Consider the following 26,273-nt stretch of genomic DNA (forward strand, 5'->3'; position numbering starts at 1 on the left):
ACAAATGAAATTAGCAAAGCGAGTAGCTGCTTTAACACCGTCTTCAACTTTAGAAATTACAGCAAAGGCACAAGCATTAAAAGCAGAAGGTCATGATGTAATCGCGTTAGGGGCAGGGGAACCTGACTTTAATACACCAGAACATATTATGGATGCCGCGCATAAAGCGATGTTAGAAGGACATACGAAGTATACACCAACAGGTGGATTACAAGCGTTAAAACAAGAAATTGTGAAGAAATTTACTCGCGATCAAGGAATTGCGTATGATCCATCTGAAATTATTGTATGTAATGGTGCCAAGCATGCATTATATACATTATTCCAAGTGTTACTTGATGAAGGAGATGAAGTTATCATCCCAACTCCTTACTGGGTAAGTTATCCTGAACAAGTAAAACTCGCTGGTGGTAACCCAGTTTATGTAGAAGGTCTAGAAGGTAATGAGTACAAAATTACAGCAAAGCAGCTGCGTGGGGCAATTACAGAGAAAACGAAAGCAGTTATTATTAATTCACCGAGCAATCCAACAGGAATGATTTACAGCAAAGAAGAATTACAACAGCTTGGAGAAGTGTGTTTAGAACATAATATCTTAATCGTTTCAGATGAAATTTATGAAAAATTAATTTATAGTGCTGCAGAATATACTTCAATTGCCCAGCTTTCTAATGCATTAAAAGAACAAACACTTATTATTAATGGTGTATCTAAATCACATTCTATGACAGGATGGCGCATTGGATATGCAGCAGGAAATAAGCAGCTTATTAAAGCGATGACGAACTTAGCGAGTCATAGTACGTCAAACCCTACTTCAATTGCTCAATACGGTGCAATTGCTGCGTATGCAGGCTCACAAGAACCTGTAGAAACAATGCGTCAAGCGTTTGAAGAAAGATTGAACATTATTTATGATAAATTAATTCAAATCCCTGGTTTCACTTGTATCAAACCACAAGGTGCTTTTTACTTATTCCCAAATGTAAAAGAAGCCGTAGCGTTAGCTGGGTATGATACAGTTGATGAGTGGGCAAAAGCATTATTAGAAGAGGAAAAAGTAGCTCTTGTTCCTGGTACAGGATTTGGTGCACCAAATAACGTTCGATTATCGTATGCGACATCTCTTGAACAAGTAGAGAAAGCATTAGAACGAATTCATACGTTCATGAAAAGCAAAGTACAGGCGTAATCTTCTGTCTTTTGTAGTAAATGGCAAGTAACCTCCCTATATATAGGGAGGTTTTTTTGACGAATTGTGGCAAAAAGAAATGGCTGAAGGTGTGTTATACTAGAGAACGAGGTGTTTGGTGATGAAAAAGAAAATGATGTTACAATGGTTTGAACAGGGAAGCATAGCAATTCCTAAATTGCTTATGATGCATTATAAAAAGCTAGGCTTAAATGAAACGGAATTTATGGTGGTACTTCATGTACACACATTTTTAGAATCAGGTAATTCGTTCCCGACTCCTTCAGAGATTTCAGAGCGGATGACGATAACAGAAATGAAATGTATGGAAGTGATTCAGACATTAATCCAAAAAGGTTTTTTAGCGCTAGAAGGTGGACAAAGATCTGAAGCGATGATGTGTGAAAGTTATTCTTTACAACCACTGTGGGAAAAAATATTGCACTTTTTAATGAATGAATCTATAGAGGAAGAGCAAAAAGAACAAAAACAAATTCAAGTAAATTTATATACAGTATTTGAAAAAGAATTCGGAAGACCACTTTCGCCATTTGAATGTGAAACATTAGGGATGTGGGAAGATCAAGATCAACACCATCCGAATTTAATTCAAGCGGCTCTTCGTGAAGCTGTTATGAGTGGTAAACTTAATTTCCGGTATATTGATCGTATTTTGTTTGAGTGGAAAAAGAACGGAATTAAAACGGTAGATCAAGCGCAAAATCAAGGCCAGAAATTTAGAGCGAATCAACAACGCACACAACAAACGACAAAACAAGAGACGAAATTTACTGGGAAAGTGCCTTTTTATAATTGGTTGGAGCAGTAGTGTAGGAGGAAAGATATGTTGAACAAAACGCAAATTCGTTATTGTCTAGATACAATGGCGGATATGTATCCAGAAGCGCATTGTGAATTAATTCATGATAATCCATTTGAACTGGTAATCGCAGTGGCATTATCTGCACAATGCACAGATGTGCTTGTGAATAAAGTGACGAAAAACTTATTTCAAAAATATAAAACACCAGAAGATTATTTAAGTGTGTCTTTAGAAGAATTACAACAAGATATACGTTCCATTGGATTGTTTAGAAATAAGGCGAAAAATATTCAAAAATTGTGCCAGATGTTGCTAGATGATTACAACGGGAAAGTTCCAGAAGACCGTGACGAGTTAACGAAATTACCAGGAGTAGGGAGAAAGACAGCGAATGTAGTTGTTTCGGTAGCATTTGGAATTCCAGCGATTGCTGTTGATACGCATGTAGAGAGAGTAAGTAAACGCTTAGCAATTTGTAGATGGAAAGATTCTGTGTTAGAAGTGGAAAAGACATTGATGAAGAAAATTCCAATGGATGAGTGGGGAGTTACACACCACCGTATGATTTTCTTTGGACGTTATTACTGTAAGGCGCAGCGACCACAATGTGAAGAGTGCCGATTACTAGAAATATGTCGCGAAGGAAAGAAACGAATGAAGGGGAAATAAAGGGTGGAGCGAGTTATAGAAATACCGAAAGAGTTTCGGTGCGTACCATTTTTTAAAGAGAGTGCAAATTCGATTACGTATCGCACAGACCAATCTTTTGAAGAAATAATACAAAATACTTACTTTATATTTGATATTGAAAGACAATATGAGCCATGGAATGAAATTGAAACAAGTATTCCAGCGGTGTTAAATATATGGAAAAGCAAGCATGAAGAGATTGCTACACTATTTCGGAACAGAAAAAAACAAGAAGCTGAGGGTCCGATGATTCTTTTTGCAGCTCACGTTCTATCGGTTATATATTGGTTAAATGAGCAGCCTGTTTATAGTTTGAATGAGATGCAAGTAAATACAAATAAATTGGAAGTACAACCTGTTAATTTTATGGAGCGATATTCATTTATTATAAAGAAACCGAGTAATTACCATTCATATATTCAATTAGCGCAGTTGTATATCGAAATAGAAAAGCTATATGCGAAGAAAATCATAACAAAAAAGAAGTCCATTTCTCATTAGGAGAAATGGACTTCTTTTTATTATGATTCTGTTGTAACAACATTTCCATCTGCGTGCGGAGTAGTATCTCCGCCGTGATTCTGTTGTTCTTGTTGGTGATTCTGTTGTTCCTGTTGTTTACGCTCTTCTTCAGCTTTCTTTTTAGCTTCGTCTTCAGCTTTCTTTTTAGCTTCGTCTTCAGCTTTTTTTCTAGCCTCTTCTTCAGTTTTTTTCTGAGCCTCTTCTTGCTGCTTACGCTGTTCTTCTGCAGCTTTCTTTTGAGCTTCGTCTTGTTTTAATTTATCTTCTGCAGCCTTTTTCTGAGCTTCGTCTTGTTTTAATTTATCTTCTGCAGCTTTTTTCTGAGCTTCGTCTTGTTTTAATTTATCTTCTGCAGCCTTTTTCTGAGCTTCGTCTTCAGCTTTCTTCTTAGCCTCTTCCTCAGCTTTTTTCGCGTCTGGAGTTCCTCCAGGAGCGGTAAAGGATGCACCGACTGCTGGACTTGTTCCAGTACCTTTTTTCGCTACTACAGAGAAGCTGTAAGTAACACCTGGTTTAATACCACCAAGAGTAGCTGTCGTACCGCTTACTGATAAGCTACCACTACTACCGTCAGTAGCTTTATAGCTTGCAGCATACGCATCAACCTCTGATGGTCCAGACCAATTTAGTGTAACTGTGCTAGCGCCATCGAAAGCGACATTAAGGCCGCTTGGCGAATCTACTTTAATTTCTTTAACTGCATCTTTTTTCGCGCCTTTAATGTACAGTTCTCCATTTAATTCTTGTACAGAAGAAGGGCGCTCGAAACGAGATTTATCCGTAGCAAATTTGCTCATCATTGTTTGGAACATTTGCTGAGCAATTCTAGTAGAACGATCTCCAATGTAATTTTCTGGGCTATCTTTTTCATAACCGGTCCATACAGCCATTGTATATTGTGGTGTATATCCTGCGAACCAACTATCTCTGTTGGCATCTGCTGGAATACCGTATTTTTTAATAACAGACTCATCAAAGTTTTGTGTTCCTGTTTTACCTGCTACGTCTACTCCTGGAACATACGCTGTCGGACCTGTACCGCCAGAGCCAGGTTTTACTACGTCGCGAAGAACATCAGTAATCATGTAGGCCGTATGGTCATGCATCGCACGTTGTTCTTTCGGCTTAAAGTTTTTCTTTTTCCCATCCGGGAAGATAACTTCTTTTACGAAGTGAGGTTTATTATAAACACCGTCATTTCCGAATGCTGCATATGCACCAGCTACTTCTAATGGAGAGCTGTCATTACTACCAATTGCAGTAGATTCATATACCTTGCCCTCTTTAAATGTCATTCCTAAGCCTTGAGCAAATTCTTGTGACTTATTGAGGCCAACTGCTTGAGCTGTCTTTAAAGCAGGAATATTTAATGATTTTTTCAATGCTTCACGAAGTGAAACGTCACCTTTATAACTATTTGTTGCATTTCGTATTTTTTTACCGTTGGAATACGTATACTCTGAGTCGTTTAATTGATGATACGTAGACCATTGTAGGTTTTCTATTGCTGGACCATAGTCGAAAATTGGCTTCATTGTTGAACCTACTTGGCGTTTTAAATCGATTGCCATATTATGACCTTTGAAAGTAGATTTACTTTCTTTACGACCAGCGCCGATTGCTCGAACTTCTCCAGACTGAGTATCCATAAATACGAATGATCCTTGGAATTGATCGTTTGGATACTTGATGAGATTCCCATCCATTATTTTATCAGCATAGTCTTGAGCATCAAGATCAAGAGTCGTTTGGATCGTTAAACCGTCCGAACCGATATTTATATCAGGAATTTCTTTTTCAACTTCTTTTACAACTGCATCTAAAAATGCTTGGTATTTCATTTCAGTTACTTCTGAAGATGGAAGAAGTCCTTGTGTTACAGGGATTTGCATTGCATCATTCATTTCTTGTTTCGTTATATACCCGTGTCGGTTCATTAATGTTAATACGATATTACGACGTTTCGTTGCTCTATCAACGTTATCTGGTTTTGTTGGATCATAAATATTAGGACCTTGGGGTAAACCAGCGAGCATTGCAGCTTCGTGTAGTTGTATGTCTTTTAAATCTTTGCCGTAATATTTTTTGGCAGCTGTTGAAATACCATAAGAGCGATTACCTAAGTTAATCTTATTTAAGTACATTTCTAAAATTTCATGTTTTGAGTACTGTTGCTCTAACTTATAAGATAAGTACCATTCCTGCACTTTTCTCTTTGCAGTTTTGTCCATCGTTAGAAAATAGTTTTTAACTACTTGCTGTGTAATCGTACTACCACCTTGTGAGCCAAAGCCACCAGTGACATTTTCCATAATTGCCATTCCAGTACGTCTAAAATCAATTCCATCATGCTCATAGAAGCGAGCATCCTCAGTCGCAAGGAATGCACTTTCAATTACTTTGGGAATTTGATCGTAAGTAACGTGGGTTCGTTTTTCAGCACCGTATTCATAGAAGAAATTCCCGTTTTTATCAAGGAATTTTGTTGATAAAGGATTGACAAGTTTTGATTTGTCTAATTTCGGAGCGTCCTTTACCATAACAAAGAAAGCCGAAACGCCAGCTACGAGGCCGACGATACCAAGAAGTAGACAACCTATAAGGAATTTCTTGAAAAAGGAACCTTTTTTCTTTGGCTTTTCTTCTTTATGAGTTTCTTTCGTTTGATTTTTTACATGATTTCGTTCTGTACGAGAACGATAATTATCTGACATTATACTTTCTCCTACCTTTCATTCTCTCCCCCAAAAGTCGAAAAAAGAGCCTTAGTGATGACTCTATCACGAAAAATAAACCGTGTCTAGTACGCGGATATAATCAATTCGAGGGTGATAACCGCATGATAATAAAGACCCATGCTCTTCTATTTCTTGTTTTGTAATCGATTTACGTCCACCAGTATTTTGACGATCCCAAAATGCAATAATATGTTTTGCATCTAATAAATAAAATTCATCAAAAAGTGTAAATTTAATAATAACAAATGCAATTCCATTATGAGCGACTACTTGCTTCATATGTTCAATTTGATGAAGGTGGAAGTTTTGAAGTGGAAAACTGGTTTTATTTTTAGTTTCTTTCGCTTCAAAATCGATATATTTCCCTTTGTATACACCGTTGTAATCTGTTGTAGAAGGTTGTTTGAAATACGCTTCTTTTACCACTGCAGCACTTCGAGCGGGGTAATCTACTTTTACAATTTGAAGAGGTGTAGGTTTTTTATGTACGCATGCAATATTATGGGTTAAGTAATATTGATTGGTTTCATTCAATTCCTCTTCAAGGGACATACCTCTATTACTGTAAGTATGTTTTTTTATTGGTGTTTTATGAGGTTGTGAAGCTTGATCGTACCTTTTTCCATTTGGGTAACGAATGGTCATATTTTGTCCACTCCCAACTTGATAAGATTTACTTACAAAGGTGATTATATCAAAAAATGAAAAAAGATGTGACCTTTTTCAAGAAAGGTATGGTGACTTACTCATGTTTCGATGGAATGATTACGAAAAAATTAAACAGAGCCGTAATGATATTTTTTGTACAGAAGAGGAAAAAGCTATAGTTCTTAATATTAAGGAGAGAACGGATGTAGCTAACGTAGATAATATTTCACGTACACAATCTTACCAAGAATATTATTTGAGAAATAGAGAAATTAGATGGTCTTTTTTAGCAAGCATGGTTTCAAGGAATGGGGGATGGAACATGACAGACTTAGAAGGAGAATATTATTCTAATCTTTTATCTCAAACAGTTAAGAGACGATTATTTCATTTGTATGAGAAAGCCAATTGGCTCATTTTCTTGGATGCATTTCCTCAACTATTACTGTATGAGGAAAGTAAAAAGAGATGTGCGCCGCTCTTTCATTTGTTACAATTTTTCAACATATCAATTTTTATGGAAAAAGAATGGATCGCGTTTTGGGGGAAAAAAGATATAAATAGGCTTATGACGGCACTTATTATTAATGAACAAAATAAAATTCAAAAACCAGTAATTGAGAATGCATATTTTCAAAAACATGTATTTGATACTGCACTATTCAAATTTCAAGAAATATTTCACGTTAGTGCAGTTATTTTTCCAATGGTGGAAGGGGGAATGTATGGATTTTCAGTTTATCAATTTGAAACGTTGCAAAAACGTATAGAACTGGGGAAGCAATTAGCTTGGTTATTATTTCATTCAAAGTATAAGGCTTCTTTTTATAAATTTGCAGTGCAAACTAGGCATACAGGATCAAGGATGGATTATGAATGTAATATAAAGGGGATTAGAAAATCAGGTACGCCCGCTCTTAGGGATGTGTATTCTATTGTCATTCATGAAAAATTAATAGAAAAAGATTGGTTTAGTGAAGGATTGGAAATAGATTCTTTATTTTTACTTGAAAAACCTAAGGGGGAAATTAATATAACAGAATGGTATAGAAAGAAGAGGGAGCAAATACATACTCTTTCTATATTAAGTAGTTTTGTTAAAAGAATAGATGAGTTCATGATATAATAAAGAAGTCCCGCCTTCCTAAATGAAGGCGGGGCTTCTTTATTAAAAGTAATATGCTCTACAACAAATTACTTTCTAATCCGCTATTTGCTTGCAGTACGACTTTAGCTTCAACACTTATCGAAAGCGAAGAGGTAAAGTTAGACTAGAAAATAGCGGGCAGTAAAACTCCCACCTCAAANNNNTTAGGTGGGAGTCGGGCTGATTAAAGTTTCACTTTATGTAGCGGGGAAATTTGGACCATCAAGCTTTGGATTACCAGTCTCAGGTTTGTTTTGTTGTTTGTTTTGCTTTTTCTTTTTTTCGTTTTTATTTTTTGCCATCGTAATACACCTCCTTTTTGTATTGTTACCATTTCTAAAAATGGCATACTAAATGATTTCTTTGACGAATATCAACTAGTTTTGTCATGTGAGAAGGAGTAATCAATCAATCGGCGAAATTACATGACAAAGGAAAGGCAAAGAAGGGGGCGTTTTAAATATGGCGATGGTTCAGAAGGAAGATGTTATGAAAAAAATGGATCAAATGTTAAGTTCTCTCGATTTGCTGGAAATGAATATTGGGATTAGAATGAATCATGCATTAAAGGGTAAAGGTGAAAAAATATGCAATAAGATAGAAATAACAGAAATGCATATAGAACATATGGAAAATAAATTAGTGCATCACGAAGAAAAAGGGAGCTGGGTAAAGACATTTCAAAACGTCGTAGTGAGTGCATAATAAGGTGGGAATAAAATGGGATATGAAGCATTAATCCAGTCCTCGGAGAAGTTAATGCAGTATAATGATGAAGCGAATGTGAAAAAAAGAGAAATGGCTGAATATGATTTTTATAAGGATATGAAGCCATTTGTTGATATTGTAGATGCGGAGTTAGAGATGTGGAAAGAATTAGCTTATAGGTGGATAAAGGAAGAACGACCTAAGTATATACATGTACAACAAATTGATCAAGTGTATGATAATTTACAAACTAATGTGCTACAATGTTTTGTTAATAAGGGAAAAGGTAAACGTTTCTTTGAAACTCATCAAGCTATTTCGTATACTTTGCAAAATATCGTAGATCAATGTAAGTAACAAGAGGGAAAACCCTCTTGTTTTTTTATGCCTCTGTCACTGTTGTAGGTTTTGTTGCACCGTTTATTTCTAATTCTCGTATTAATGTTCGGTAATCTGATATGCATACTTTTCCTTCAAGATAACAATGTCTCGCAAAGTCTAACAGTTCATTCGAATTTTCTGTGTAATACCCCTTTTTTTGAGAAAACGCTTGTTTTAAATCCCCTAATACCATGTTGATTCCTCCCCAATGAGAATCTTCTTCCTTATTATCATAGCATGGAAGGGTTTACTTTCTAATTTTTTTAAAAATTTAAACTTCCGACAAAAACAGACAGATACTCCGTCACACATTTTATTTTATAGGTACATATTCTATATGTAGAAACTTATGCGAAGGAGGAGAGAATGCATGTTTCAACAACCTAATGTATATCAGCAAACAAATCCATATGCACAGCAAAATATGTACCAATATAATGAGGATACATATTTACGATATAATATGTATCCTTTCGAGCCTCATTATGGAAACCAAAATTATTATCAACCATTTGAAGTGTCGTTTGGGAATCAGCAGCAAGCGCATATGAATCAACCACAGCAAGCGCATATGAATCAATCGCAGCAAGCATATATGAATCAACCACAACAAGCGCATATGAGTCAGCCACAGCAAATGTATACGAATCAACCACAGGAAGCGTATATGAATTCACAAAACTACATGTCACCAGCTCAATATGTAAATCAACAAGCTATGTTTTATCCACCAAAACAACCATATCCAACGATGAATAAACAAAAGCAACAGCAACAGCAACCAAGTCAGTTTTCTAGTTTTGTTTCACAATTTAAATCATCAGATGGTAACTACGATGTAAATAAAATGATGAACACAGCTGGACAAATGATGAACGCGATGAATCAAGTAACAGGGATTGTTAAGCAAGTCGGGGGCTTTTTTGGTAAATAATAGTAGGGGGTTGTCTATAATAGGTATTACGTATGAAATTGGATACTAGACAAATTTCCATGAAATAAATGGGTATATATAACAAGCGGCTTTACCCCCTCGCTCATATTGTAAAGTGTAGTCAGATTTTTTTAATGAGAGAGGAGAGAAAAAACTATGCATCATTGTCATCCTTGCTTTGGAGGGCATAAGCCTGTAGGACCTATTTGTACAACTGCTCCTGTCATTCATCCGGCAAAACAGTGCGTAACACATTCTTTTTCAACAACGGTGGTGCCACACATTTTCCCAACGCATACAACACACGTACATCATCAACAAATTAAAAATCAAAACTTCTTCCCACAAACAAACTCGAACGTAAACGTTGTAGATCCTGGTGATCCAGGATTTGTTGGTGGATTTGGCGGCGGATCTGTTGGTGGATTTGGCGGTGGATGTGGACCATGTGGTCATGGTCATCACCACGGTCATCACCACGGTCATCAAATATCACCATTTGGTCCAGGACCGAACGTATCACCATTTGGACCAGGACCGAATGTATCACCATTTGGACCAAATATCGGACCAAACGTTGGTGGAATGTTTAAAAAGTAAATGATATGTTAGAACTAGCGAAATGCTAGTTCTTTTTTTGTAATTGGAGTGTTTATATGAAAGTCGTTGCTGTAACAGGATATAAGCCGTTTGAGCTTGGAATATTTAAAAATGATCATCCAGGAGTAGAATGTATAAAAAAGGCGCTGCGTCGTAAATTAACTGCTTTTGTAGAAGATGGTTTGGAATGGGTTATTATAAGCGGTCAGTTAGGAGTAGAGCTATGGGCCGCTGAAGTTGTTTTTGAAATTCAAGTAGAATATCCAGATTTAAAATTAGCGGTATTTACTCCTTTTTTAGAACAAGAAGAAAATTGGAAGGAAGATAACCGTGAATATTACGAATTTATTCTTTCGCAAGCAGATCACATTGATAGTATTACGAAACGGAAGTACGAAAGCCCAGAGCAATTTAAATTAAAGAATCAATTTTTTATTGAAAAAAGCGATGCACTTTTAGCTGTATATGATGAAGAAAAGTCTGGGAGCCCTAAATATATTGTAGAAGCAGCTAAGAAAAAAGGAGAAATAGAAAATTATCACAGTTATTTCATTCTTTTTTCTGATTTACAAGATATAATGGAAGAGGAACAGTGGAATAATGCAGAGTAATATGTAATATAGTACTCGTATATTTGATTGACAAAAGGCATTGTTTCTGAAAAAATTTAGTTAATGAAAGCTTTGGCAAAAATTTGAGGTGAAGAAAATGATTTCGGATAAAATTAAATTAACAGCGAAAGATATTTTAGAAAAAGAGTTTAAAACAGGTATGAGAGGTTATCAACAAGAAGAAGTAGACAAGTTTCTTGATACGATTATTAAAGATTATGAAGCGTTTCATAAGGAATTTGATCAATTAAAACAACAAAATGCTCGTTTGAAACGTGAATTAGAAGAGCAGAAAGTAGCGGCAACACAAGTTCCGCAACAACCGTTACAAACACCAGTTGCACAACCAGTATATAACAATACGAATACGGATATTTTAAAACGTCTATCTAATTTAGAAAAAGCTGTATTTGGAAGTAAGTTATACGAATAAATTAAGGTAACAAAAAGGTTAAAGTATTGTACATAGAAAAAAACATTGCAAAATCTTTTTGTTTCCACTATACTAATGTTTGTCATAACGTTTGGGTAATCGCTGCAACGCCAACGTTGTAGAGGAAAGTCCATGCTCGCACAGCCTGAGATGGTTGTAGTGTTCGTGCCTAGCCAAGTCATAAGCTAGGGTATTCTGGCTGTGAGGCTGGTTTAACGGCAGGGAAAAAACCTAAGTCCTTTCGGATATGGTTTGACTACCTTTAAAGTGCCACAGTGACGAAGTCCTTGAAGAAATGATAGGAGTGGAACGAGGTAAACCCCACGAGCGAGAAACCCAAATAATGGTAGGGGAATCTTTTCCAAGGAAATGAACGACGGAAAAGGACAGGTTTTCGTAACCTGTAGATAGATGATTACCACCGGAGTACGAGGCGTGGGCCGTTTGCAGTACAAAGGAACAGAACATGGCTTACAGAACGTTATGAACCAACTATGAAATAACTCAGCTCTCCTTTGTTAGAGGAGGGCTTTTTATTTGTATGAAGTTATAAGTTGTGAGTTAAAATGGTAAGTGAGAATATTCTTCGTAATATGTGATAATTAATAGGACAACATGTTATTAATTATTGTTTGATTATACATAAGAGGTGAATGAAAATGGGAAAAGTTACTTTAATTGCAACAGCGGCAATGGGTATTGAAGCGTTAGTTGCCCGAGAAGTTCGCGATCTTGGTTATGAATGTGAAGTGGAAAACGGAAAGGTAACGTTTGAAGCGGATGAAAAAGCGATTTGTCGTACGAATTTATGGTTACGTACTGCAGACCGTGTGAAAATTAAAGTCGGCGAATTTAAAGCAACAACATTCGATGAGTTATTTGAAAAAACAAAAGCGTTAAACTGGGGAGATTATATTCCAGAGAACGGTGAATTCCCTGTTATTGGGAAATCTTTGAAATCAACATTATTTAGCGTTTCAGACTGCCAACGTATTGTTAAAAAGGCTGTTGTTGAGAAATTAAAAACAACGTACAGACGCACAACTTGGTTTGAAGAAGATGGTCCGTTATTCCGTATTGAAATTGCAATGTTGAAAGATATTGCAACGTTAACAATCGATGCGAGTGGTGTAGGTCTTCATAAACGTGGATACCGTCTTGAGCAAGGTGAAGCGCCTTTAAAAGAAACATTAGCTGCGTCTTTAATTAAGTTAACAAACTGGAAGCCGGATCGTCCTTTCGTTGATCCTTTCTGTGGATCTGGTACAATTCCAATTGAAGCTGCATTAATTGGACAAAATATCGCACCAGGATTTAACCGAGGCTTTGCATCGGATGAATGGGGCTGGGTTGGTAAACAAAATTGGCGTGAAGCTCGTCAAGAAGCTGAAGATTTAGCAAATTATAATCAACCATTGCAAATCATTGGATCAGATATCGATCACCGTATGATAAGAGTTGCCCAAGATAACGCAGATGAAGTTGGATTAGGGGATCTTATATCATTTAAACAAATGCAAGTAAAAGATTTCACGACAAAAGAGGAATATGGCTATGTTGTAACGAATCCTCCATACGGAGAACGTTTAAGTGAAAGAGCGCTTGTTGAAAAATTATATAAAGAAACGGGAGAGGTATTCCGCCCATTAGATACGTGGTCAATGTATTTATTAACAAGTTATGAAGCATTTGAGAAGTGTTACGGAAAAGATGCATCGAAAAAGCGTAAACTGTTTAACGGATTTATCCGTACAGATTACTATCAATACTTCGGAAAACGTCCACCGCGTAATTCATAGTATAAAACTCCTCCAGCGCGCATATACTGGCTATTATGTAATGCGTAAAGGAGGAAGTGATATGGATAGTTTCCAATTATCAATGATTCAAAAAGCTATTCACCGTACGTATGATGAGCTCGGAAAAGAAGTGGATAGTCAAGGTGCGATTGTAGATGAAATACAAAAAGCGCAGGAAGAATATTTGTCAGCTCTTTCACATGAAACAGCGATTGATAAACGGTATTTAAAGTCATTAATATAGAAAAAAATTTTCCTTTTTCGAAAGGGAAATTTTTTTTCGTGTATTTCTATGTATTGCAACAGGGGAAAGTGGCTGCACACATGTGAGTAGCAGTTGCTATATCTTTTTATAGAAAAACTGTTTGGTTGGAGGCTAAGGATGTTTACTGAGAATAGGTTACCATTTGAAGTAGGAAAACAAGATAATTTTTATGATAAGTTGAATGAGTGGATTGGAGATGTGTTTTACGACATTCTTCCGGAAAAAGGCTTTGAAGAGCGTGATGAACAGATTTTTATGGCGTTTCAGTTAGAGCGCGCTTTCCAAGAGAAGAAAGTTATGTTTGCAGAAGCAGGTGTAGGAACAGGGAAAACAATTGTATATCTTCTATATGCAATTTGTTATGCACGTTATACAGGGAAGCCAGCTATTATCGCTTGTGCAGATGAAACGTTAATTGAGCAGCTTGTGAAAGAAGAAGGAGACATTGCTAAGTTATCTGAAGCATTAGGGCTATCTGTTGATGTTAGACTTGCGAAATCAATGGATAATTATTTATGTTTGCGTAAACTTGAAGATGTTATGAGTGGACGAGCTCCAGAAGTAATTGAAGATGTATATTACGAATTACCTCAGTTCGTATTCGATCATGGTACGATGCAGAACTTTACTCACTATGGTGATCGAAAAGAATTTCCACTGTTAAATGACGAGGAATGGTCAAAGGTAAACTGGGATTACTTCCAAGATTGCTTCACTTGTGATTCTCGTCATCGTTGTGGTCAAACACTTTCTCGTGAACATTATCGTAAAGCTGCAGATTTAATTATTTGTTCTCAAGACTTCTATATGGATCATATTTGGACATATGATGCACGTAAACGTGAAGGGCAAATTCCGTTATTACCAGAAAGTAGCTGCGTTGTATTCGATGAAGGACATCTTGTAGAGTATGCAGCTCAAAAAGCTTTAACGTACCGTTTAAAACAAACGATGATGGAGCAACTTTTAACGAGATTATTACAAAACGATATTCGTGAAGAGTTCGCACATTTAGTAGAAGAAACAATTTGGCAAACTGAACAATTCTTTGGGGTACTACAAGAGAATAAAAAGGAAATTGAAGGTTCTGATCGTTTAGAAATTACTGTGACAGAAAAGGTAACTGCAGAAGCGAAAAGACTTTACGCAAAAATCGGTGAAGTTGGTGACGCATTAGTATTTGAAAGTGAAATGCATACAGTAAACACATACGATTTAAATATTGTTGATGAGCATTTAGATGTGTTAGAGCATTCACTTCGTCTTTTCATGCACGAGAAAAATGTAATTACGTGGGGTGAAGAAAGTGATGGTGCTTTCACGTTAGTTATTATGCCACGTGCAGTTGAAGAAGTGTTACAAGAAAAAGTATTCTCGAAGAAAATTCCGTACATTTTCTCATCTGCAACATTATCGGATAACGATTCGTTCGCATTTACAGCAAATAGTCTAGGGGTAAAAGATTATTTATCATTCTCAGTTGCCTCACCGTTTGATTATGAAGAGCAAATGGCAGTAAACTTACTATCGCATACGAAAGAAAATGAATGGGAAAGAAAGTGTCAATATACACTTGAAAATATCCAGAAAACAAATGGACGTACGCTTGTATTATTCCGTACAATGCAAGAACTTGCAGCGTTCAAAGAGTATGTAAGTAAAGAGCAAATGTCGGTTCCGTTCTTATATGAAGGGGATCAGGAAATTAGTCAGCTCGTTTCTCGTTTCCAAAATGAAGAAGAGACTGTACTTTGTGCTGTGCATTTATGGGAAGGTTTAGACATTCCAGGTTCATCATTATCACACGTTATTATTTGGTCATTACCATTCCCTCCAAACGATCCTGTGTTTGAAGCGAAACGTAAACATGTAAATGATCCGTTCTGGGATGTAGATGTGCCTTATATGATTTTACGTCTTCGTCAAGGAATTGGACGTTTAATTCGTACAAGTGAAGATAAAGGTGCTATATCATTATTTTTATCAGATAATGAAGATGAAAAAGTGATAGAAGCAGTGAAGAAAGTGCTTCCGGTAGAAGGAAAAGTACTTTAAGCGAAAAAATGTTGTAGGGAAAAGTTTGGCACTTGCCAAGCTTTTTTTCTATTAGAAAAGGAATTTATGTTTTAATGTCGAAATAAGGTTGAGGTAGAAAAAGGAGGTTTTTTATACTATGACAGTTGCTACATATGAAGTAGAAAAACAATTTTTAACATATGTGAAGAAGATAGAGAATTACGGAGAAGCATTAAGCTTAATGTTTTGGGATTTAAGAACAGGTGCACCAAAGCAAGGAGTAGACCAGCGTTCAGAAGTAATTGGAATGCTTTCATCCGAAGTGTTTGCGATGTCGACTTCAGATGAGATGGGGAACTATTTAACTGAACTAGAATCTTTAATTGTTGAAAATAAACTTTCTGAAACGACAAAGAAAATGGTTGAAGAGTGTCGGAAAGAATATGATAGAAATAAGAAAATTCCACAAGCGGAATATGAAGCGTATGTGAAATTAGAAGCGAAAGCGGAAAGTGTATGGGAAGAAGCTCGCGAAAAATCTGACTTCGAAATGTTCCGTCCGTATTTAGAAAAAATTGTTGAATTCAAAAAGAAGTTTATTACATATTGGGGTTACGAAACGTACAAATATAACACGCTATTAGACATGTATGAGCCGGGAATCACAGTAGAAGTGTTAGATCATGTATTTGGTCAACTGCGTGAACGTATCGTTCCGCTTGTGAAAGAAATTTCTGAGTCTAAAAAAGAATTAAAAACAAATGCTTTAGCTGAACATTTTTCAAAAGAAAAACAAAAGAATTTTACTTTAGAGTTATTAAAACAATTGAACTATAACTTTGAAGCGGGTCGTCTTGATGAAACGGTACATCCTTTTGAAATTACATTAAATAGAGGGGATGTTCGTATTACGACTCGTTACGATGAGAAAGACTTCCGTATGGCTGTTTTCGGCACGATTCATGAATGTGGTCATGCTGTATATGAGCAAAATGTTGCAGAGGAACTAGAAGGAACACCGCTTTGCAGTGGAACATCAATGGGAATTCACGAGTCACAATCGTTATTCTTTGAAAACTTCATTGGCCGTAATAAGTCGTTCTGGAAGAAAAACTATGATTTGTTAAAGCGATATAGTGACGGTCAATTTGACGGCGTATCAGTAGACGAGTTTTATGATGCGATTAATGAGTCAAAACCATCCTTTATCCGTATAGAAGCAGATGAACTTACATATCCGCTTCATGTTATGGTTCGCTATGAGCTGGAGAAAGAATTATTTGATGGCACACTGCAAGTAAAAGACTTGCCAGCGGCATGGAATGATAAGATGGAAACTTATTTAGGTATTCGTCCAGAGAATGACGCACAAGGTGTATTACAAGACGTTCACTGGGCTGGCGGTTCGTTTGGATATTTCCCATCTTATGCGCTTGGTTATATGTATGCAGCGCAATTTAAACAAAGGATGCTAAAGGATATTCCAAACTTTGATGCATTATTAGAAGAAGGAAACGTGACGCCAATTCGTGAATGGTTAACAGAGAATATTCACCAATACGGCAAAACGAAAAAACCACTTGAAATTTTAAAAGATGTGACAGGTGAAGGTTTAAATGCAAACTACTTAGCTGATTATTTAGAAGCTAAATATAAAGAGATTTATGAGTTATAAAACAGGAGCTGCTTAATTGCAGCTCTTTTTTATGAGGGAGTGAGAGAAATGGGCTATATGTTTACAGTAATGTCGCAAACGGAAGCGGAAGAAATTGCATATAACTGGCATTATGAAGGGGAGTATTCTTTTTATGATATAGAGGCAGATCAAGAAGATTTAGTGGAGTTTTTAAATGCTCATATGAGAGGAAATACTACATTTGTCGTGAAAGAAAACGATAGTATAATTGGCTTCTTTAGTTTTGGTAAAATAAATAATCAAACGATTGATATAGGACTTGGAATGAGACCTGATATAACAGGAAATGGATTAGGTTTACAGTTCGTAAAAGCTGGATTAGATTTTAGTAAAGAAAAATATAAATGTGACTATATAACATTATCAGTAGCGGCATTTAATGAAAGGGCAATCAAAGTATATAAAAAAGCAGGGTTCGAAGCAGTTGGGACGTTTATTCAAAAAACGAATGGCAGTTGTTTTGAGTTTTTGAAAATGAACTATATATGTAAAAATGATTAAGAAACAGAAGGGGGCTTCTGTTTTTTTATTTTGATGCAGAAATAAATGATGTTTGTTTTTGTACTTGTTGTAATTAGAAGTTTTGAAATTTTGGAAGAGGATGTGTATGATTGAAGTTTAGTAGCAAATAGCAAGTTTAGTAAGGAGAGGTAGAGGTAGTATGATTACAATTAAAACAAAAAATGAAATAGATTTGATGCATGAATCGGGGAAGTTACTAGCTTCTTGTCATAGAGAAATTGCAAAAATGATGAAACCAGGTATCACTACACAAGAAATTGATACGTTTGTTGAAGCATATTTAGAAGAGCATGGTGCCAGGTCCGAACAGAAAGGGTATAACGATTATCCATACGCAATATGTGCATCTGTGAATAATGAAATGTGTCATGGGTTTCCAACAGATGTTCCTTTAAGTGAAGGAGATATTGTGACAATTGACATGGTAGTAAACTTAAATGGTGCGCTCTCGGATTCTGCATGGACGTATATAGTTGGAGATATTTCTGATGAAGCAAAAAGGTTATTGTTAGTAGCAGAGAGTGCTTTATATAAAGGGATTGAGCAAGCGATAAGTGGTAACCATGTTGGAGATATTGGATACGCAATTGAAAGTTATGTAGCTTCTGAAGGGTTTTCTGTTGCAAGAGATTTTACGGGACACGGAATTGGCAAAGAAATTCATGAGGAACCAGCAATTTTTCATTTTGGTAAGTCAGGACAAGGACCAGAATTACAAGAAGGAATGGTAATTACAATTGAACCTATTGTAAATGCCGGTATGCGATATTCTAAAGTAGATTTAAACGGATGGACTGCACGGACGATGGATGGGAAATTATCTGCACAATATGAGCATACAATTGCGATTACGAAGGATGGTCCTATCATATTAACAACGTTGTAATATGAAATGTAAGAGTTTGAAAAACTCGAACGAAAATAGTGTTTTTCATAAAATTTGTACGTGTTTTTGCGATAAATGCTTTTCAAAGTGAAAAAAGTGCGTTATAATCCTTCTATAAATAAATAAGTTAGCTACACTCATATAATCGCGGGGATATGGCCTGCAAGTTTCTACCGAAGTACCGTAAATACTTTGACTATGAGTGAGGACGAATATATTTGCTTGTTTAGCATTCTTTTTTGCGAAACTCCAAAAGCACGTCTCTCACTTGTAACGAGTGGTGGCGGCTTTTGGAGTTTTTTATTTGCATAAGAGGAGGAACTAACATGAAAGTATTACACGAAAAGATTTTGAACGAAGGAAAGGTTTTATCTGGTGATGTATTAAAGGTAGATGCATTTTTAAATCATCAAATTGATCCAGTACTTATGCAAGAAATCGGAAAAGAATTTGCTAAGCGTTTTAAAGAAGAGAACATTACAAAAATCGTGACGATTGAATCTTCAGGCATTGCACCAGCGGTTATGGCTGCTTTAGAGCTTGGTGTAAAAGTAGTTTTTGCAAGAAAGCGTAAATCGTTAACGTTACAAGATAATATGTATGTTGCGGAAGTATACTCATTTACAAAACAAGAAACGAACGAGATTTCATTATCTCGAAATCATATTGATGAAAATGATCATGTACTAATTATTGATGACTTCTTAGCAAATGGTCAGGCTGCTTTAGGTTTAATGAATTTAGTAGAGCAAGCCGGGGCAAGTATTGCGGGAATTGGCATTGTTATTGAAAAAGCATTTCAAGATGGAGGAAAGAAGCTGCGTGAACAGGGTGTTCGTGTTGAATCACTAGCAGAAATTGCATCACTTGATAACGGCACAGTTACATTTGTACAGCAAGAAACTGCGGAGGTGAACTAACGATGAAGCAGCACCCATTTAAAATTGCATCGCTTGGCATTCAGCACATGCTTGCCATGTACGCTGGCGCAATTATTGTTCCGCTTATTGTTGGCGGGGGACTTGGTTTAAATCAACAAGAATTAACGTATTTAGTATCGATCGACTTATTGATGTGCGGCGTAGCAACGATTTTACAAGCATTATCAAATCGCTTTTTCGGTATTGGGCTTCCGGTTGTACTTGGTTGTACATTCACAGCGGTTGGACCGATGATTGCAATTGGTAAACAATACGGCGTGTCCTCTATATATGGAGCAATTATTGCTGCGGGATTATTTGTTGTTATTTTCGCGAAATTATTTGGAAAACTTGTAAAACTGTTTCCTCCTGTTGTAACAGGATCTGTCGTTACAGTCATTGGGGTTACACTTGTTCCAGCAGCTATTAATGATATGGCTGGAGGAGTTGGAAGCAAAGATTTCGGAAGTCTAGAAAATTTAGCTTTAGCATTTGGTGTTCTATTATTTATCATTATTATGTATCGTTTTTTTGACGGATTTATCCGTTCAATCTCTATATTACTTGGTCTTTTGTTCGGTACAATCGTTGCAGCATTTATGGGGAAAGTAAGCTTGCAAGCGGTTGGAGAGGCAGATTGGTTCCACGGTATTCAGCCGTTTTACTTCGGTACACCAACATTTGAATTAACGCCAATTATTACGATGATTCTCGTTGCTTGCGTAGGGATTGTGGAAGCAACAGGTGTATATTTTGCATTATCTGATATTTGTAATAAAAAGATTGGTGAAAAAGAATTAACAAAAGGTTATCGCGCAGAAGGATTAGCAATGGTTCTAGGTGGTATTTTTAACGCATTTCCATACACAACATATTCTCAAAACGTAGGCCTTGTTCAATTAACTGGAGTAAGAAATCGCGTTATTATCTATACTTGTGGTGGCATGTTAATTGCTCTTGGGTTTATTCCTAAAATCGCAGCCATTACAACAATTATTCCGAAATCAGTACTTGGCGGTGCGATGTTAGCAATGTTCGGCATGGTAATGGCGTATGGTATTAAAATGTTAAGCAGTGTTGATTTTGGAAAACAAGAGAATTTATTAATCGTTGCATGTTCTGTCGGAATCGGACTTGGTGTTACAGTCGTTCCAACGTTATTCTCACAGCTTCCAGAAAATATTCGTATTTTAACTGATAACGGAATTGTACTTGGAAGTGCATCAGCAGTACTTTTAAATATTGTATTTAATATGGTGCCGCAGCGTAAAGTGAAAGTAAAAGAAGAGCCAGTTTCGATGCAAAGTGCAGTAAGAGAAGCATAGAAAAGCAAGGTCTCATTAGGAGACCTTGCTTTTCTTTTTAAGTGGCATCATCTTACCGTACGTACCAAGGCGCCATATATATTCAAGTGGTCCGTATTGATAACGAGAAAGCCACCAGCGGCTAATGAAAATTTGTAACGTGTAGAAACCGATGCAAAATAGTGGTCCGACCCATAATGGAGCGGGATAATAATTTTTGAAAAATAGACCGAATACAAGTAACGTAACAATTGTATGCGTGATGTAATTTGTTAACGCCATTCGTCCGACATATTGGAATGGTCGTAATAATTTTTGCCATCTTTCTTTTTGTAATAAGCGCATGAGTGTAAAAATGTAGAAGATGAATAATGTTTTTCCGCTTATCATCGTAATGCCCATAAGGGTAAATGGTGTATAAGGTTGGTTGTTAATAAAGAAGTGAATCATAATAAACCACATCGGCAATGTTAAAATGAACATAATAATTTGCCATTTTTTTAGTTTTGGATCTAATTCTTTTGCACGACGGAAAATATCTTTTTTACCGGCGTATAATCCGAGTAAAAACAACCCTAGTGTTTCAGGAAGCATAATGAAACTGTTTCCTATTGCTTCCGAATAGAATGAATGGAATCTGCCTTCGATTTGTAAGCCCCAGTTTTTTAACGGTATAATTGCTGAGGAAAGGTCTAATTCATTTAACGGCACTAGTGCCATTAGAAGAGAACCTAATAATGTGAACAATTGCATGAAACTTAATAGTACAATTGACCATATTAAAATAGTACGGGGCTCTCTCTTGTAAAATAGAAATAAGAAAAACCCAGTGATTGCATAAGTATGTAAGATGTCTCCATCCCATAAAAGAACGTAATGCAAGAAACCAAACAATAATAAAATGAGAAGACGGCGAACAAACAAAGTTTTTGGACGATCTGTTTTCGCCTCAGCACGATTCATAAAGATATAAAAACCTAATCCGAATAAAAACGAAAAAATAGTATAAAATTTCGTTTGAATAAACATATCGTAAAATAGGCGGATGTAGCTGTCTACTCCTTCGTAAATTCCTGAAATTTCACTTGAGTCAACTCCGGCAATAACTGGCCAGTTAACAAGAAAAATACCGAGTACAGCTATTCCTCTAATAATATCAATTGAGTGTATCCTCTCGCCTTGGGAAAGATTTTGTGTCATTATTTTCCTCCTTGATAAGTAATTCCCTTTTATTATACAAAATGTAAGAGGAAGGTGATAGGGGAGATTTCCAATTTTTAAAACTGTTAAGATGTGCATTATGAGATATAATAAGAGTGCACAGCAAGTTTTAAACTTCTTTAAAACAGGCAGTAAAGCTCCTTTTCCCGAAGGAGCTTTCTTTTTTTAGAAAATTATTGATAATGATTCTCTTTAATGATAAAATGTATTCAAAAGTGATAATCATTATCAAAAAAGGTTGGTGTGTTAATATGGTGTATGCACTTGTTGCAGGAACGATTGCTATATATGTTGGTGTTACAAAGTATGTATTAAATGGAGTAGGAACAACAAAATGAATAATATTACATAAAATCCCTTTCATTTGTAAAAAGAATGAAAGGGATTTTTTATTTTTGATGTGAATATGCTGAAAATTTAGTATGATAATAAAGTGAAACTTTAATCAGCGGGGAGGTCTATCCCTTACTGATTATTATCCCGCACGAAACGGGCTTTTACTGCCCACAAATAGCGGGATAAAGTATATACATCTTGGATAAAGGGGAACAAGGGGATGACAAACATAGTACAGACAAACGGTATGAAAAAACTTGTTTGTTTTTATGAAGAGTGGCAAAAAAACGGTGATGCAGAGAATAGTTTGAAGTTGTTTGAAGTGATTCAAAAATATAAACAAGAGCAGCTTATGCTAGCTTTTTGTGGTCATTTTTCTGCGGGGAAATCGACAATGATGAATCACCTATATAAAGCACAATTATTACCGACAAGTCCGATTCCAACGAGTGCTAACGTTGTTAAAATTGAAAGAGGATCTAATCGCGTTGTTGTAACGATTAAGTCTGGAGAACAGTATGAATATGACGGCGCATATTCAGCAGAAGAGTTAAAACAAATATGTAAAGACGGTGATGAAGTAATTGGTGTTCATATTTATCGAAATGATGCGCCAATTCCTGAAGGGGTTATGTTAGTTGATACGCCCGGAATTGATTCTACGGATGATGCCCACCAATTAGCGACAGAATCAACGCTGCATCTAGCAGATGTTATTTTCTATATGATGGATTATAACCATGTTCAATCAGAGGTTAACTTACAATTTGTTAAAGAATTGAAACAACGTAATAAAACGATTTATCTCGTTGTAAACCAAATAGATAAACATAAAGCAAATGAGTTATCGTTTGAAGAGTATAGAGATAGTGTAAAACAGTCTTTTTCTAACTGGGATATTGAAGTAGATGGTATTTTTTATACATCATTGCGAATGATGAATCATCCATACAATGAAATTCAAAGTTTAGAAGCATTAATTTTTTCTATCATGAAAGAAAAAGAGCAGTATGTAAGAAAGGGAATGGAGCGAGAAACAGAATATTTACTGCAAGAACATTGTTCGTTTATTCTTTCTGAAAATGAAAAACATCTCATGAAATATGAAGAAGAATTAGCATCACCACTGTCACTTTCAGAGATAGTTGAAAAAAAGGAAGAGTTAACTGAAAATAAAAATCGCGCGGCTAGTAAAGAATCTGATGTGAGAAATGAATTTATAAAAGGTTTACAAGCCATATTAGATAACGCGTATTTAATGCCATTTGAAATGAGAGAATTGGCAAATGAATATTTAGAAACGAAATTAACGAAGTTTAAAGTTGGTTTGTTATTTGCGAAAGGAAAGACGGAGCAAGAAAAACAGAGACGTGTAGATGCTTTTTATTCTGCTCTTCAAAAGACTGTTGAAACGCAACTTGATTTTCATGTGAAAGAATTTATTGTAGCCTTCTTAAAAGAAGAAGGGTTATTTACAGAAGAAATAGGGAAAGACATATATGCGTTAGAGATTGCTTTCGGACCGGAAGTGTTGGCTGAAACAATTAAACAAGGGGCTGGATTTACCGGTGATTACTTACTTCTTTATACTGCTGACGTTGCAAATGAGTTAAAGAAAAGATACTTTATGAAATCTCAGCAAATTTTCGGGAAAAGTACGGGTATATTGCAGAAGAAAGTGAAGATAGAGATTGCTCGTATTGAAGAAGAAATTGAAAAACACACGATGTTACAAACAGCAAAAGAAACGAAATTACAATACATTAAGAAGTATGAGGAATATGAGATCTATTTAGGAGATATTTGGAATGAACATGTTTCTATACCAGATGGATTGCAAATAGACGAAATATTACAAAGTAAAAAACAAGTTGTTAGTGAGAAGTTTACACTACAAGAGCAAGACATTGTAAATGACAACGTAGCGGCTAGTGAAGAAGAGATTAAAGGAACGAAAGCTTTAAATATTCAGCGTATATTAGAAAAAGTGAAGAAAGCTGAAACGATATTAGATCCATTGCCTACACTGAAACATTTACAGCAAGAAGTAGTTGGAAAAAGACAGCGTGTAGAAACGAAGCAATTTACAGTAGCATTATTTGGAGCTTTTAGTGCTGGGAAATCATCATTTGCTAACGCATTGCTCGGTGAAAAGGTACTTCCTGTATCGCCAAACCCAACGACAGCAACAATAAATCAAATTTTGCCAGTTACAGAAGAGAAACCACATGGAACGGTAATTGTTCAGTTTAAGTCAGAGCAAGCGCTGTTAGAAGATATGAAAGCTGTTTATAAAATGTTTCACTATGAAATTGCTACATTGGAAGAAGCGTTAATGCAAATTGATAAAATTATGAAATATCCTTCACCGAGCGGGAAGCAAAAAACAACATTTAGCTTTTTACGAGCAGTACAAAAAGGATATGAGGCAGTTGCTAATCACTTTGGGGAACAAGTACAAGTTACGTTAGAGGAGTTCTCTGATTATGTAGCTAATGAAGAAAAATCATGCTTTGTTGAGCATATGGAGCTTTATTATGATTGTGCTTTAACAAGGCAAGGAGTAGCTCTTGTAGATACACCAGGGGCGGATTCTATTAACGCTCGCCATACGGATGTTGCATTCCAGTATATTAAAAACGCAGATGCTATTTTATTCGTAACATACTATAATCATGTTTTCTCTCGCGCAGATCGTGAGTTTTTAATTCAGCTCGGTCGTGTAAAGGATACATTTGCACTTGATAAAATGTTCTTCTTAATAAATGCTGCCGATTTAGCACAATCCGAAGAAGAACTTGAAATGGTAAAAGGTTATATTGCGGATCAGCTCTTACAATACGGTATTAGAAATCCACGTTTATTTGCAATTTCAAGTTTATGTGCACTTGAAGAAAAGCAAGGGAAAAGTATTGATAAAGAAAAGTATGGTATTTTACAAAACTCTGGGATTGCTAAGTTTGAAGAATCATTTACGTCCTTTATGATGAGGGATTTAATGCTTGTATCTGTGCACGCTTTATATAGTGCATTGCAAGGAGCGAATCAGCTTCTTGTAAATATGATAAATGGCGCGAAGCAGGGAAATGATGAGAAAGAGAAGCAAACAAAAAAATATGAAGCAGAGCGTGATCAGCTACTTCATATTATTTCATCATATAGTGTACTTGCTGAAGAGCAAGCAATGCAAAATGAAGTGAAAGAATTGCTTTATTATGTACACCAACGTCTATTTTTACGCTATAACGATGTGTTTACTGAATTTATTAATCCGGCGTCGTTACGAACAGACGGGAATGTGAAAATGCAGTTGCAACAATGTGTAATGGAATTAGTTTCATTTATTCAACATGATTTATTACAAGAAATGCGTGCGACATCATTACGTCTTGAAAAATGGATAGATGAAGCGATGAAGCGTGCAAAGGATGAAATTGTTGTGAATTGCAAAGTGGAAAATGAATCGATTTCTATGGGTGGAACAGTGGATTATGAATATAAAGTTATTACACATAAAGAGCCGTTTCCTTCAATAGAAATAAAAGATTTTAAAAAGGCACTGGCACATTTTAAAAATGAGAAAAGCTTTTTTGAAAAAAATGATAAAGCTTTTATGCAAGAAGACGCTAAAGGAGTGTTAGAACCTTTCGTATCAAACTATGTAGCTGATGAAGAAGATTTATTCGTTCATCATTATAAGCAAGAGTGGGATGCAAAATGGAACCTATTCCAAAAAGTGATGCAGCAAGATGTTGAGAATTATTATGAAAGTATATTATTCGCTTTAGCTGAAACAATTGATGTATCACTATATGAACAAAGTAAAGAAGAGCTACAAAAGCAGTTAGTAGAAATTGAAAAAGAAATTTATATTAAATAGC

Annotated in this window: 26 protein-coding genes, 1 other RNA gene and 1 riboswitch; of the genes, 22 read left to right on the forward strand and 5 right to left on the reverse strand. The window is 35.8% G+C overall.

Annotated features, from left to right (window positions below; all coding sequences use genetic code 11):
- The first annotated feature begins 4 nt into the window (after nt 1-4).
- The 4 genes from aspB to V7038_RS09285 all read left to right on the forward strand — a co-directional run bounded on the left by aspB (nt 5) and on the right by V7038_RS09285 (nt 3,206).
- Complete coding sequence (gene aspB, locus V7038_RS09270; RefSeq protein WP_199660026.1) at nt 5-1,192, forward strand: aspartate transaminase AspB; 1,188 nt, start codon at nt 5-7, stop codon at nt 1,190-1,192.
- Nucleotides 1,193-1,313: 121 nt separating this feature from the next.
- The gene (gene dnaD / locus V7038_RS09275) at nt 1,314-2,021 is read left to right on the forward strand and encodes a DNA replication protein DnaD (protein ID WP_000728545.1); all 708 of its coding nucleotides are present in this window, start codon (nt 1,314-1,316) and stop codon (nt 2,019-2,021) included.
- Between the two features lie 15 nt (nt 2,022-2,036).
- Entirely contained in the window at nt 2,037-2,684 is a 648-nt protein-coding gene (nth, locus tag V7038_RS09280; RefSeq protein ID WP_002201120.1) for an endonuclease III, read from the forward strand.
- 3 nt (nt 2,685-2,687) lie between these two features.
- Entirely contained in the window at nt 2,688-3,206 is a 519-nt protein-coding gene (locus V7038_RS09285) for a YpoC family protein (protein ID WP_199660028.1), read from the forward strand.
- A gap of 20 nt (nt 3,207-3,226) precedes the next feature.
- Here V7038_RS09285 and V7038_RS09290 read toward each other — a convergent pair whose 3' ends face one another.
- On the reverse strand, nt 3,227-5,941 hold the full coding sequence (locus tag V7038_RS09290; RefSeq protein ID WP_199660030.1) for a PBP1A family penicillin-binding protein: 2,715 nt from the start codon (nt 5,939-5,941) through the stop codon (nt 3,227-3,229).
- A gap of 66 nt (nt 5,942-6,007) precedes the next feature.
- Nucleotides 6,008-6,610, reverse strand: coding sequence for a Holliday junction resolvase RecU (gene recU, locus V7038_RS09295; protein ID WP_199660032.1), 603 nt, complete (start codon nt 6,608-6,610; stop codon nt 6,008-6,010).
- 103 nt (nt 6,611-6,713) lie between these two features.
- On the opposite strand from recU, the gene V7038_RS09300 reads away from it, so the two are divergent.
- The gene (locus V7038_RS09300) at nt 6,714-7,739 is read left to right on the forward strand and encodes a DUF2515 domain-containing protein (protein WP_199660034.1); all 1,026 of its coding nucleotides are present in this window, start codon (nt 6,714-6,716) and stop codon (nt 7,737-7,739) included.
- A 218-nt stretch (nt 7,740-7,957) separates the two neighbouring features.
- Here the strand turns inward: V7038_RS09300 and V7038_RS09305 are convergent, their stop codons facing one another.
- Complete coding sequence (locus V7038_RS09305) at nt 7,958-8,104, reverse strand: phage portal protein (RefSeq protein ID WP_306475192.1); 147 nt, start codon at nt 8,102-8,104, stop codon at nt 7,958-7,960.
- A gap of 118 nt (nt 8,105-8,222) precedes the next feature.
- Here V7038_RS09305 and V7038_RS09310 point away from each other — a divergent pair, with 118 nt between their 5' ends.
- Together V7038_RS09310 and V7038_RS09315 are read left to right on the forward strand one after the other, a co-directional pair.
- Entirely contained in the window at nt 8,223-8,465 is a 243-nt protein-coding gene (locus tag V7038_RS09310; RefSeq protein ID WP_002158558.1) for a hypothetical protein, read from the forward strand.
- A gap of 15 nt (nt 8,466-8,480) precedes the next feature.
- Nucleotides 8,481-8,825 carry a YppE family protein gene (locus V7038_RS09315; RefSeq protein ID WP_002158556.1) on the forward strand — a complete coding sequence of 115 codons (345 nt, stop codon included), beginning with the start codon at nt 8,481-8,483 and terminating at the stop codon, nt 8,823-8,825.
- A gap of 25 nt (nt 8,826-8,850) precedes the next feature.
- Here V7038_RS09315 and V7038_RS09320 read toward each other — a convergent pair whose 3' ends face one another.
- Complete coding sequence (locus V7038_RS09320) at nt 8,851-9,042, reverse strand: YppF family protein (protein WP_002030817.1); 192 nt, start codon at nt 9,040-9,042, stop codon at nt 8,851-8,853.
- Between the two features lie 177 nt (nt 9,043-9,219).
- On the opposite strand from V7038_RS09320, the gene V7038_RS09325 reads away from it, so the two are divergent.
- From V7038_RS09325 to pbuX, 13 genes are all read left to right on the forward strand, one after another.
- Nucleotides 9,220-9,783: a YppG family protein gene (locus V7038_RS09325; protein WP_335469936.1), complete on the forward strand. Its 564-nt coding sequence runs from the start codon at nt 9,220-9,222 to the stop codon at nt 9,781-9,783.
- A 156-nt stretch (nt 9,784-9,939) separates the two neighbouring features.
- Nucleotides 9,940-10,383, forward strand: coding sequence for a CotD family spore coat protein (locus V7038_RS09330; RefSeq protein WP_335469938.1), 444 nt, complete (start codon nt 9,940-9,942; stop codon nt 10,381-10,383).
- A 56-nt stretch (nt 10,384-10,439) separates the two neighbouring features.
- Complete coding sequence (locus V7038_RS09335; RefSeq protein ID WP_002158553.1) at nt 10,440-10,994, forward strand: DUF1273 domain-containing protein; 555 nt, start codon at nt 10,440-10,442, stop codon at nt 10,992-10,994.
- A 97-nt stretch (nt 10,995-11,091) separates the two neighbouring features.
- On the forward strand, nt 11,092-11,427 hold the full coding sequence (gene gpsB, locus V7038_RS09340) for a cell division regulator GpsB (RefSeq protein WP_002201113.1): 336 nt from the start codon (nt 11,092-11,094) through the stop codon (nt 11,425-11,427).
- An 87-nt stretch (nt 11,428-11,514) separates the two neighbouring features.
- Nucleotides 11,515-11,906, forward strand: an RNA gene (gene rnpB / locus V7038_RS09345) — RNase P RNA component class B.
- Between the two features lie 180 nt (nt 11,907-12,086).
- Complete coding sequence (locus V7038_RS09350) at nt 12,087-13,226, forward strand: THUMP domain-containing class I SAM-dependent RNA methyltransferase (RefSeq protein WP_002149278.1); 1,140 nt, start codon at nt 12,087-12,089, stop codon at nt 13,224-13,226.
- A 61-nt stretch (nt 13,227-13,287) separates the two neighbouring features.
- Nucleotides 13,288-13,470 carry a DUF3921 domain-containing protein gene (locus V7038_RS09355; protein ID WP_000376895.1) on the forward strand — a complete coding sequence of 61 codons (183 nt, stop codon included), beginning with the start codon at nt 13,288-13,290 and terminating at the stop codon, nt 13,468-13,470.
- A 138-nt stretch (nt 13,471-13,608) separates the two neighbouring features.
- Nucleotides 13,609-15,546 (forward strand): ATP-dependent DNA helicase, encoded by a 1,938-nt coding sequence (locus V7038_RS09360; RefSeq protein ID WP_002158552.1) that lies wholly within the window; start codon nt 13,609-13,611, stop codon nt 15,544-15,546.
- Between the two features lie 118 nt (nt 15,547-15,664).
- Nucleotides 15,665-17,182: a carboxypeptidase gene (gene ypwA, locus V7038_RS09365; RefSeq protein ID WP_002202592.1), complete on the forward strand. Its 1,518-nt coding sequence runs from the start codon at nt 15,665-15,667 to the stop codon at nt 17,180-17,182.
- Nucleotides 17,183-17,230: 48 nt separating this feature from the next.
- Nucleotides 17,231-17,704 (forward strand): GNAT family N-acetyltransferase, encoded by a 474-nt coding sequence (locus tag V7038_RS09370; RefSeq protein ID WP_002201111.1) that lies wholly within the window; start codon nt 17,231-17,233, stop codon nt 17,702-17,704.
- Between the two features lie 160 nt (nt 17,705-17,864).
- A complete protein-coding gene (locus V7038_RS09375; RefSeq protein ID WP_002201110.1) occupies nt 17,865-18,611 on the forward strand; it encodes a type I methionyl aminopeptidase in 747 nt (248 codons plus the stop codon).
- 117 nt (nt 18,612-18,728) lie between these two features.
- Nucleotides 18,729-18,830, forward strand: a riboswitch (purine riboswitch).
- Between the two features lie 107 nt (nt 18,831-18,937).
- Nucleotides 18,938-19,531 (forward strand): xanthine phosphoribosyltransferase, encoded by a 594-nt coding sequence (locus V7038_RS09380; RefSeq protein ID WP_002158546.1) that lies wholly within the window; start codon nt 18,938-18,940, stop codon nt 19,529-19,531.
- Nucleotides 19,532-19,533: 2 nt separating this feature from the next.
- Nucleotides 19,534-20,856: a xanthine permease PbuX gene (pbuX, locus tag V7038_RS09385; RefSeq protein WP_002158545.1), complete on the forward strand. Its 1,323-nt coding sequence runs from the start codon at nt 19,534-19,536 to the stop codon at nt 20,854-20,856.
- Nucleotides 20,857-20,871: 15 nt separating this feature from the next.
- Here pbuX and V7038_RS09390 read toward each other — a convergent pair whose 3' ends face one another.
- Nucleotides 20,872-22,035 carry a DUF418 domain-containing protein gene (locus V7038_RS09390; protein WP_199660049.1) on the reverse strand — a complete coding sequence of 388 codons (1,164 nt, stop codon included), beginning with the start codon at nt 22,033-22,035 and terminating at the stop codon, nt 20,872-20,874.
- A 203-nt stretch (nt 22,036-22,238) separates the two neighbouring features.
- On the opposite strand from V7038_RS09390, the gene V7038_RS09395 reads away from it, so the two are divergent.
- Together V7038_RS09395 and V7038_RS09400 are read left to right on the forward strand one after the other, a co-directional pair.
- On the forward strand, nt 22,239-22,394 hold the full coding sequence (locus V7038_RS09395) for a hypothetical protein (RefSeq protein WP_002011935.1): 156 nt from the start codon (nt 22,239-22,241) through the stop codon (nt 22,392-22,394).
- Between the two features lie 218 nt (nt 22,395-22,612).
- Nucleotides 22,613-26,272, forward strand: coding sequence for a dynamin family protein (locus tag V7038_RS09400; protein WP_335469942.1), 3,660 nt, complete (start codon nt 22,613-22,615; stop codon nt 26,270-26,272).
- The last annotated feature ends 1 nt before the right edge of the window (nt 26,273 follow it).

Source organism: Bacillus sp. JJ783 (assembly GCF_036963225.1).
GTDB classification, from domain to species: Bacteria; Bacillota; Bacilli; order Bacillales; family Bacillaceae_G; genus Bacillus_A; species Bacillus_A cereus_U.

Excerpts from the sequence above, each read along its gene's own strand:
- aspB (WP_199660026.1), top strand. The coding sequence starts at position 5 with ATGAAATTAGCAAAGCGAGTAGCTGCTTTAACACCGTCTTCAACTTTA.
- dnaD (WP_000728545.1), top strand. The coding sequence starts at position 1,314 with ATGAAAAAGAAAATGATGTTACAATGGTTTGAACAGGGAAGCATAGCA.
- nth (WP_002201120.1), top strand. The coding sequence starts at position 2,037 with ATGTTGAACAAAACGCAAATTCGTTATTGTCTAGATACAATGGCGGAT.
- V7038_RS09290 (WP_199660030.1), bottom strand. The coding sequence starts at position 5,941 with ATGTCAGATAATTATCGTTCTCGTACAGAACGAAATCATGTAAAAAAT.
- recU (WP_199660032.1), bottom strand. The coding sequence starts at position 6,610 with ATGACCATTCGTTACCCAAATGGAAAAAGGTACGATCAAGCTTCACAA.
- V7038_RS09300 (WP_199660034.1), top strand. The coding sequence starts at position 6,714 with ATGTTTCGATGGAATGATTACGAAAAAATTAAACAGAGCCGTAATGAT.
- V7038_RS09310 (WP_002158558.1), top strand. The coding sequence starts at position 8,223 with ATGGCGATGGTTCAGAAGGAAGATGTTATGAAAAAAATGGATCAAATG.
- V7038_RS09315 (WP_002158556.1), top strand. The coding sequence starts at position 8,481 with ATGGGATATGAAGCATTAATCCAGTCCTCGGAGAAGTTAATGCAGTAT.
- V7038_RS09320 (WP_002030817.1), bottom strand. The coding sequence starts at position 9,042 with ATGGTATTAGGGGATTTAAAACAAGCGTTTTCTCAAAAAAAGGGGTAT.
- V7038_RS09325 (WP_335469936.1), top strand. The coding sequence starts at position 9,220 with ATGTTTCAACAACCTAATGTATATCAGCAAACAAATCCATATGCACAG.
- V7038_RS09330 (WP_335469938.1), top strand. The coding sequence starts at position 9,940 with ATGCATCATTGTCATCCTTGCTTTGGAGGGCATAAGCCTGTAGGACCT.
- V7038_RS09335 (WP_002158553.1), top strand. The coding sequence starts at position 10,440 with ATGAAAGTCGTTGCTGTAACAGGATATAAGCCGTTTGAGCTTGGAATA.
- gpsB (WP_002201113.1), top strand. The coding sequence starts at position 11,092 with ATGATTTCGGATAAAATTAAATTAACAGCGAAAGATATTTTAGAAAAA.
- V7038_RS09350 (WP_002149278.1), top strand. The coding sequence starts at position 12,087 with ATGGGAAAAGTTACTTTAATTGCAACAGCGGCAATGGGTATTGAAGCG.
- V7038_RS09355 (WP_000376895.1), top strand. The coding sequence starts at position 13,288 with ATGGATAGTTTCCAATTATCAATGATTCAAAAAGCTATTCACCGTACG.
- V7038_RS09360 (WP_002158552.1), top strand. The coding sequence starts at position 13,609 with ATGTTTACTGAGAATAGGTTACCATTTGAAGTAGGAAAACAAGATAAT.
- ypwA (WP_002202592.1), top strand. The coding sequence starts at position 15,665 with ATGACAGTTGCTACATATGAAGTAGAAAAACAATTTTTAACATATGTG.
- V7038_RS09370 (WP_002201111.1), top strand. The coding sequence starts at position 17,231 with ATGGGCTATATGTTTACAGTAATGTCGCAAACGGAAGCGGAAGAAATT.
- V7038_RS09375 (WP_002201110.1), top strand. The coding sequence starts at position 17,865 with ATGATTACAATTAAAACAAAAAATGAAATAGATTTGATGCATGAATCG.
- V7038_RS09380 (WP_002158546.1), top strand. The coding sequence starts at position 18,938 with ATGAAAGTATTACACGAAAAGATTTTGAACGAAGGAAAGGTTTTATCT.
- pbuX (WP_002158545.1), top strand. The coding sequence starts at position 19,534 with ATGAAGCAGCACCCATTTAAAATTGCATCGCTTGGCATTCAGCACATG.
- V7038_RS09390 (WP_199660049.1), bottom strand. The coding sequence starts at position 22,035 with ATGACACAAAATCTTTCCCAAGGCGAGAGGATACACTCAATTGATATT.
- V7038_RS09395 (WP_002011935.1), top strand. The coding sequence starts at position 22,239 with ATGATTCTCTTTAATGATAAAATGTATTCAAAAGTGATAATCATTATC.
- V7038_RS09400 (WP_335469942.1), top strand. The coding sequence starts at position 22,613 with ATGACAAACATAGTACAGACAAACGGTATGAAAAAACTTGTTTGTTTT.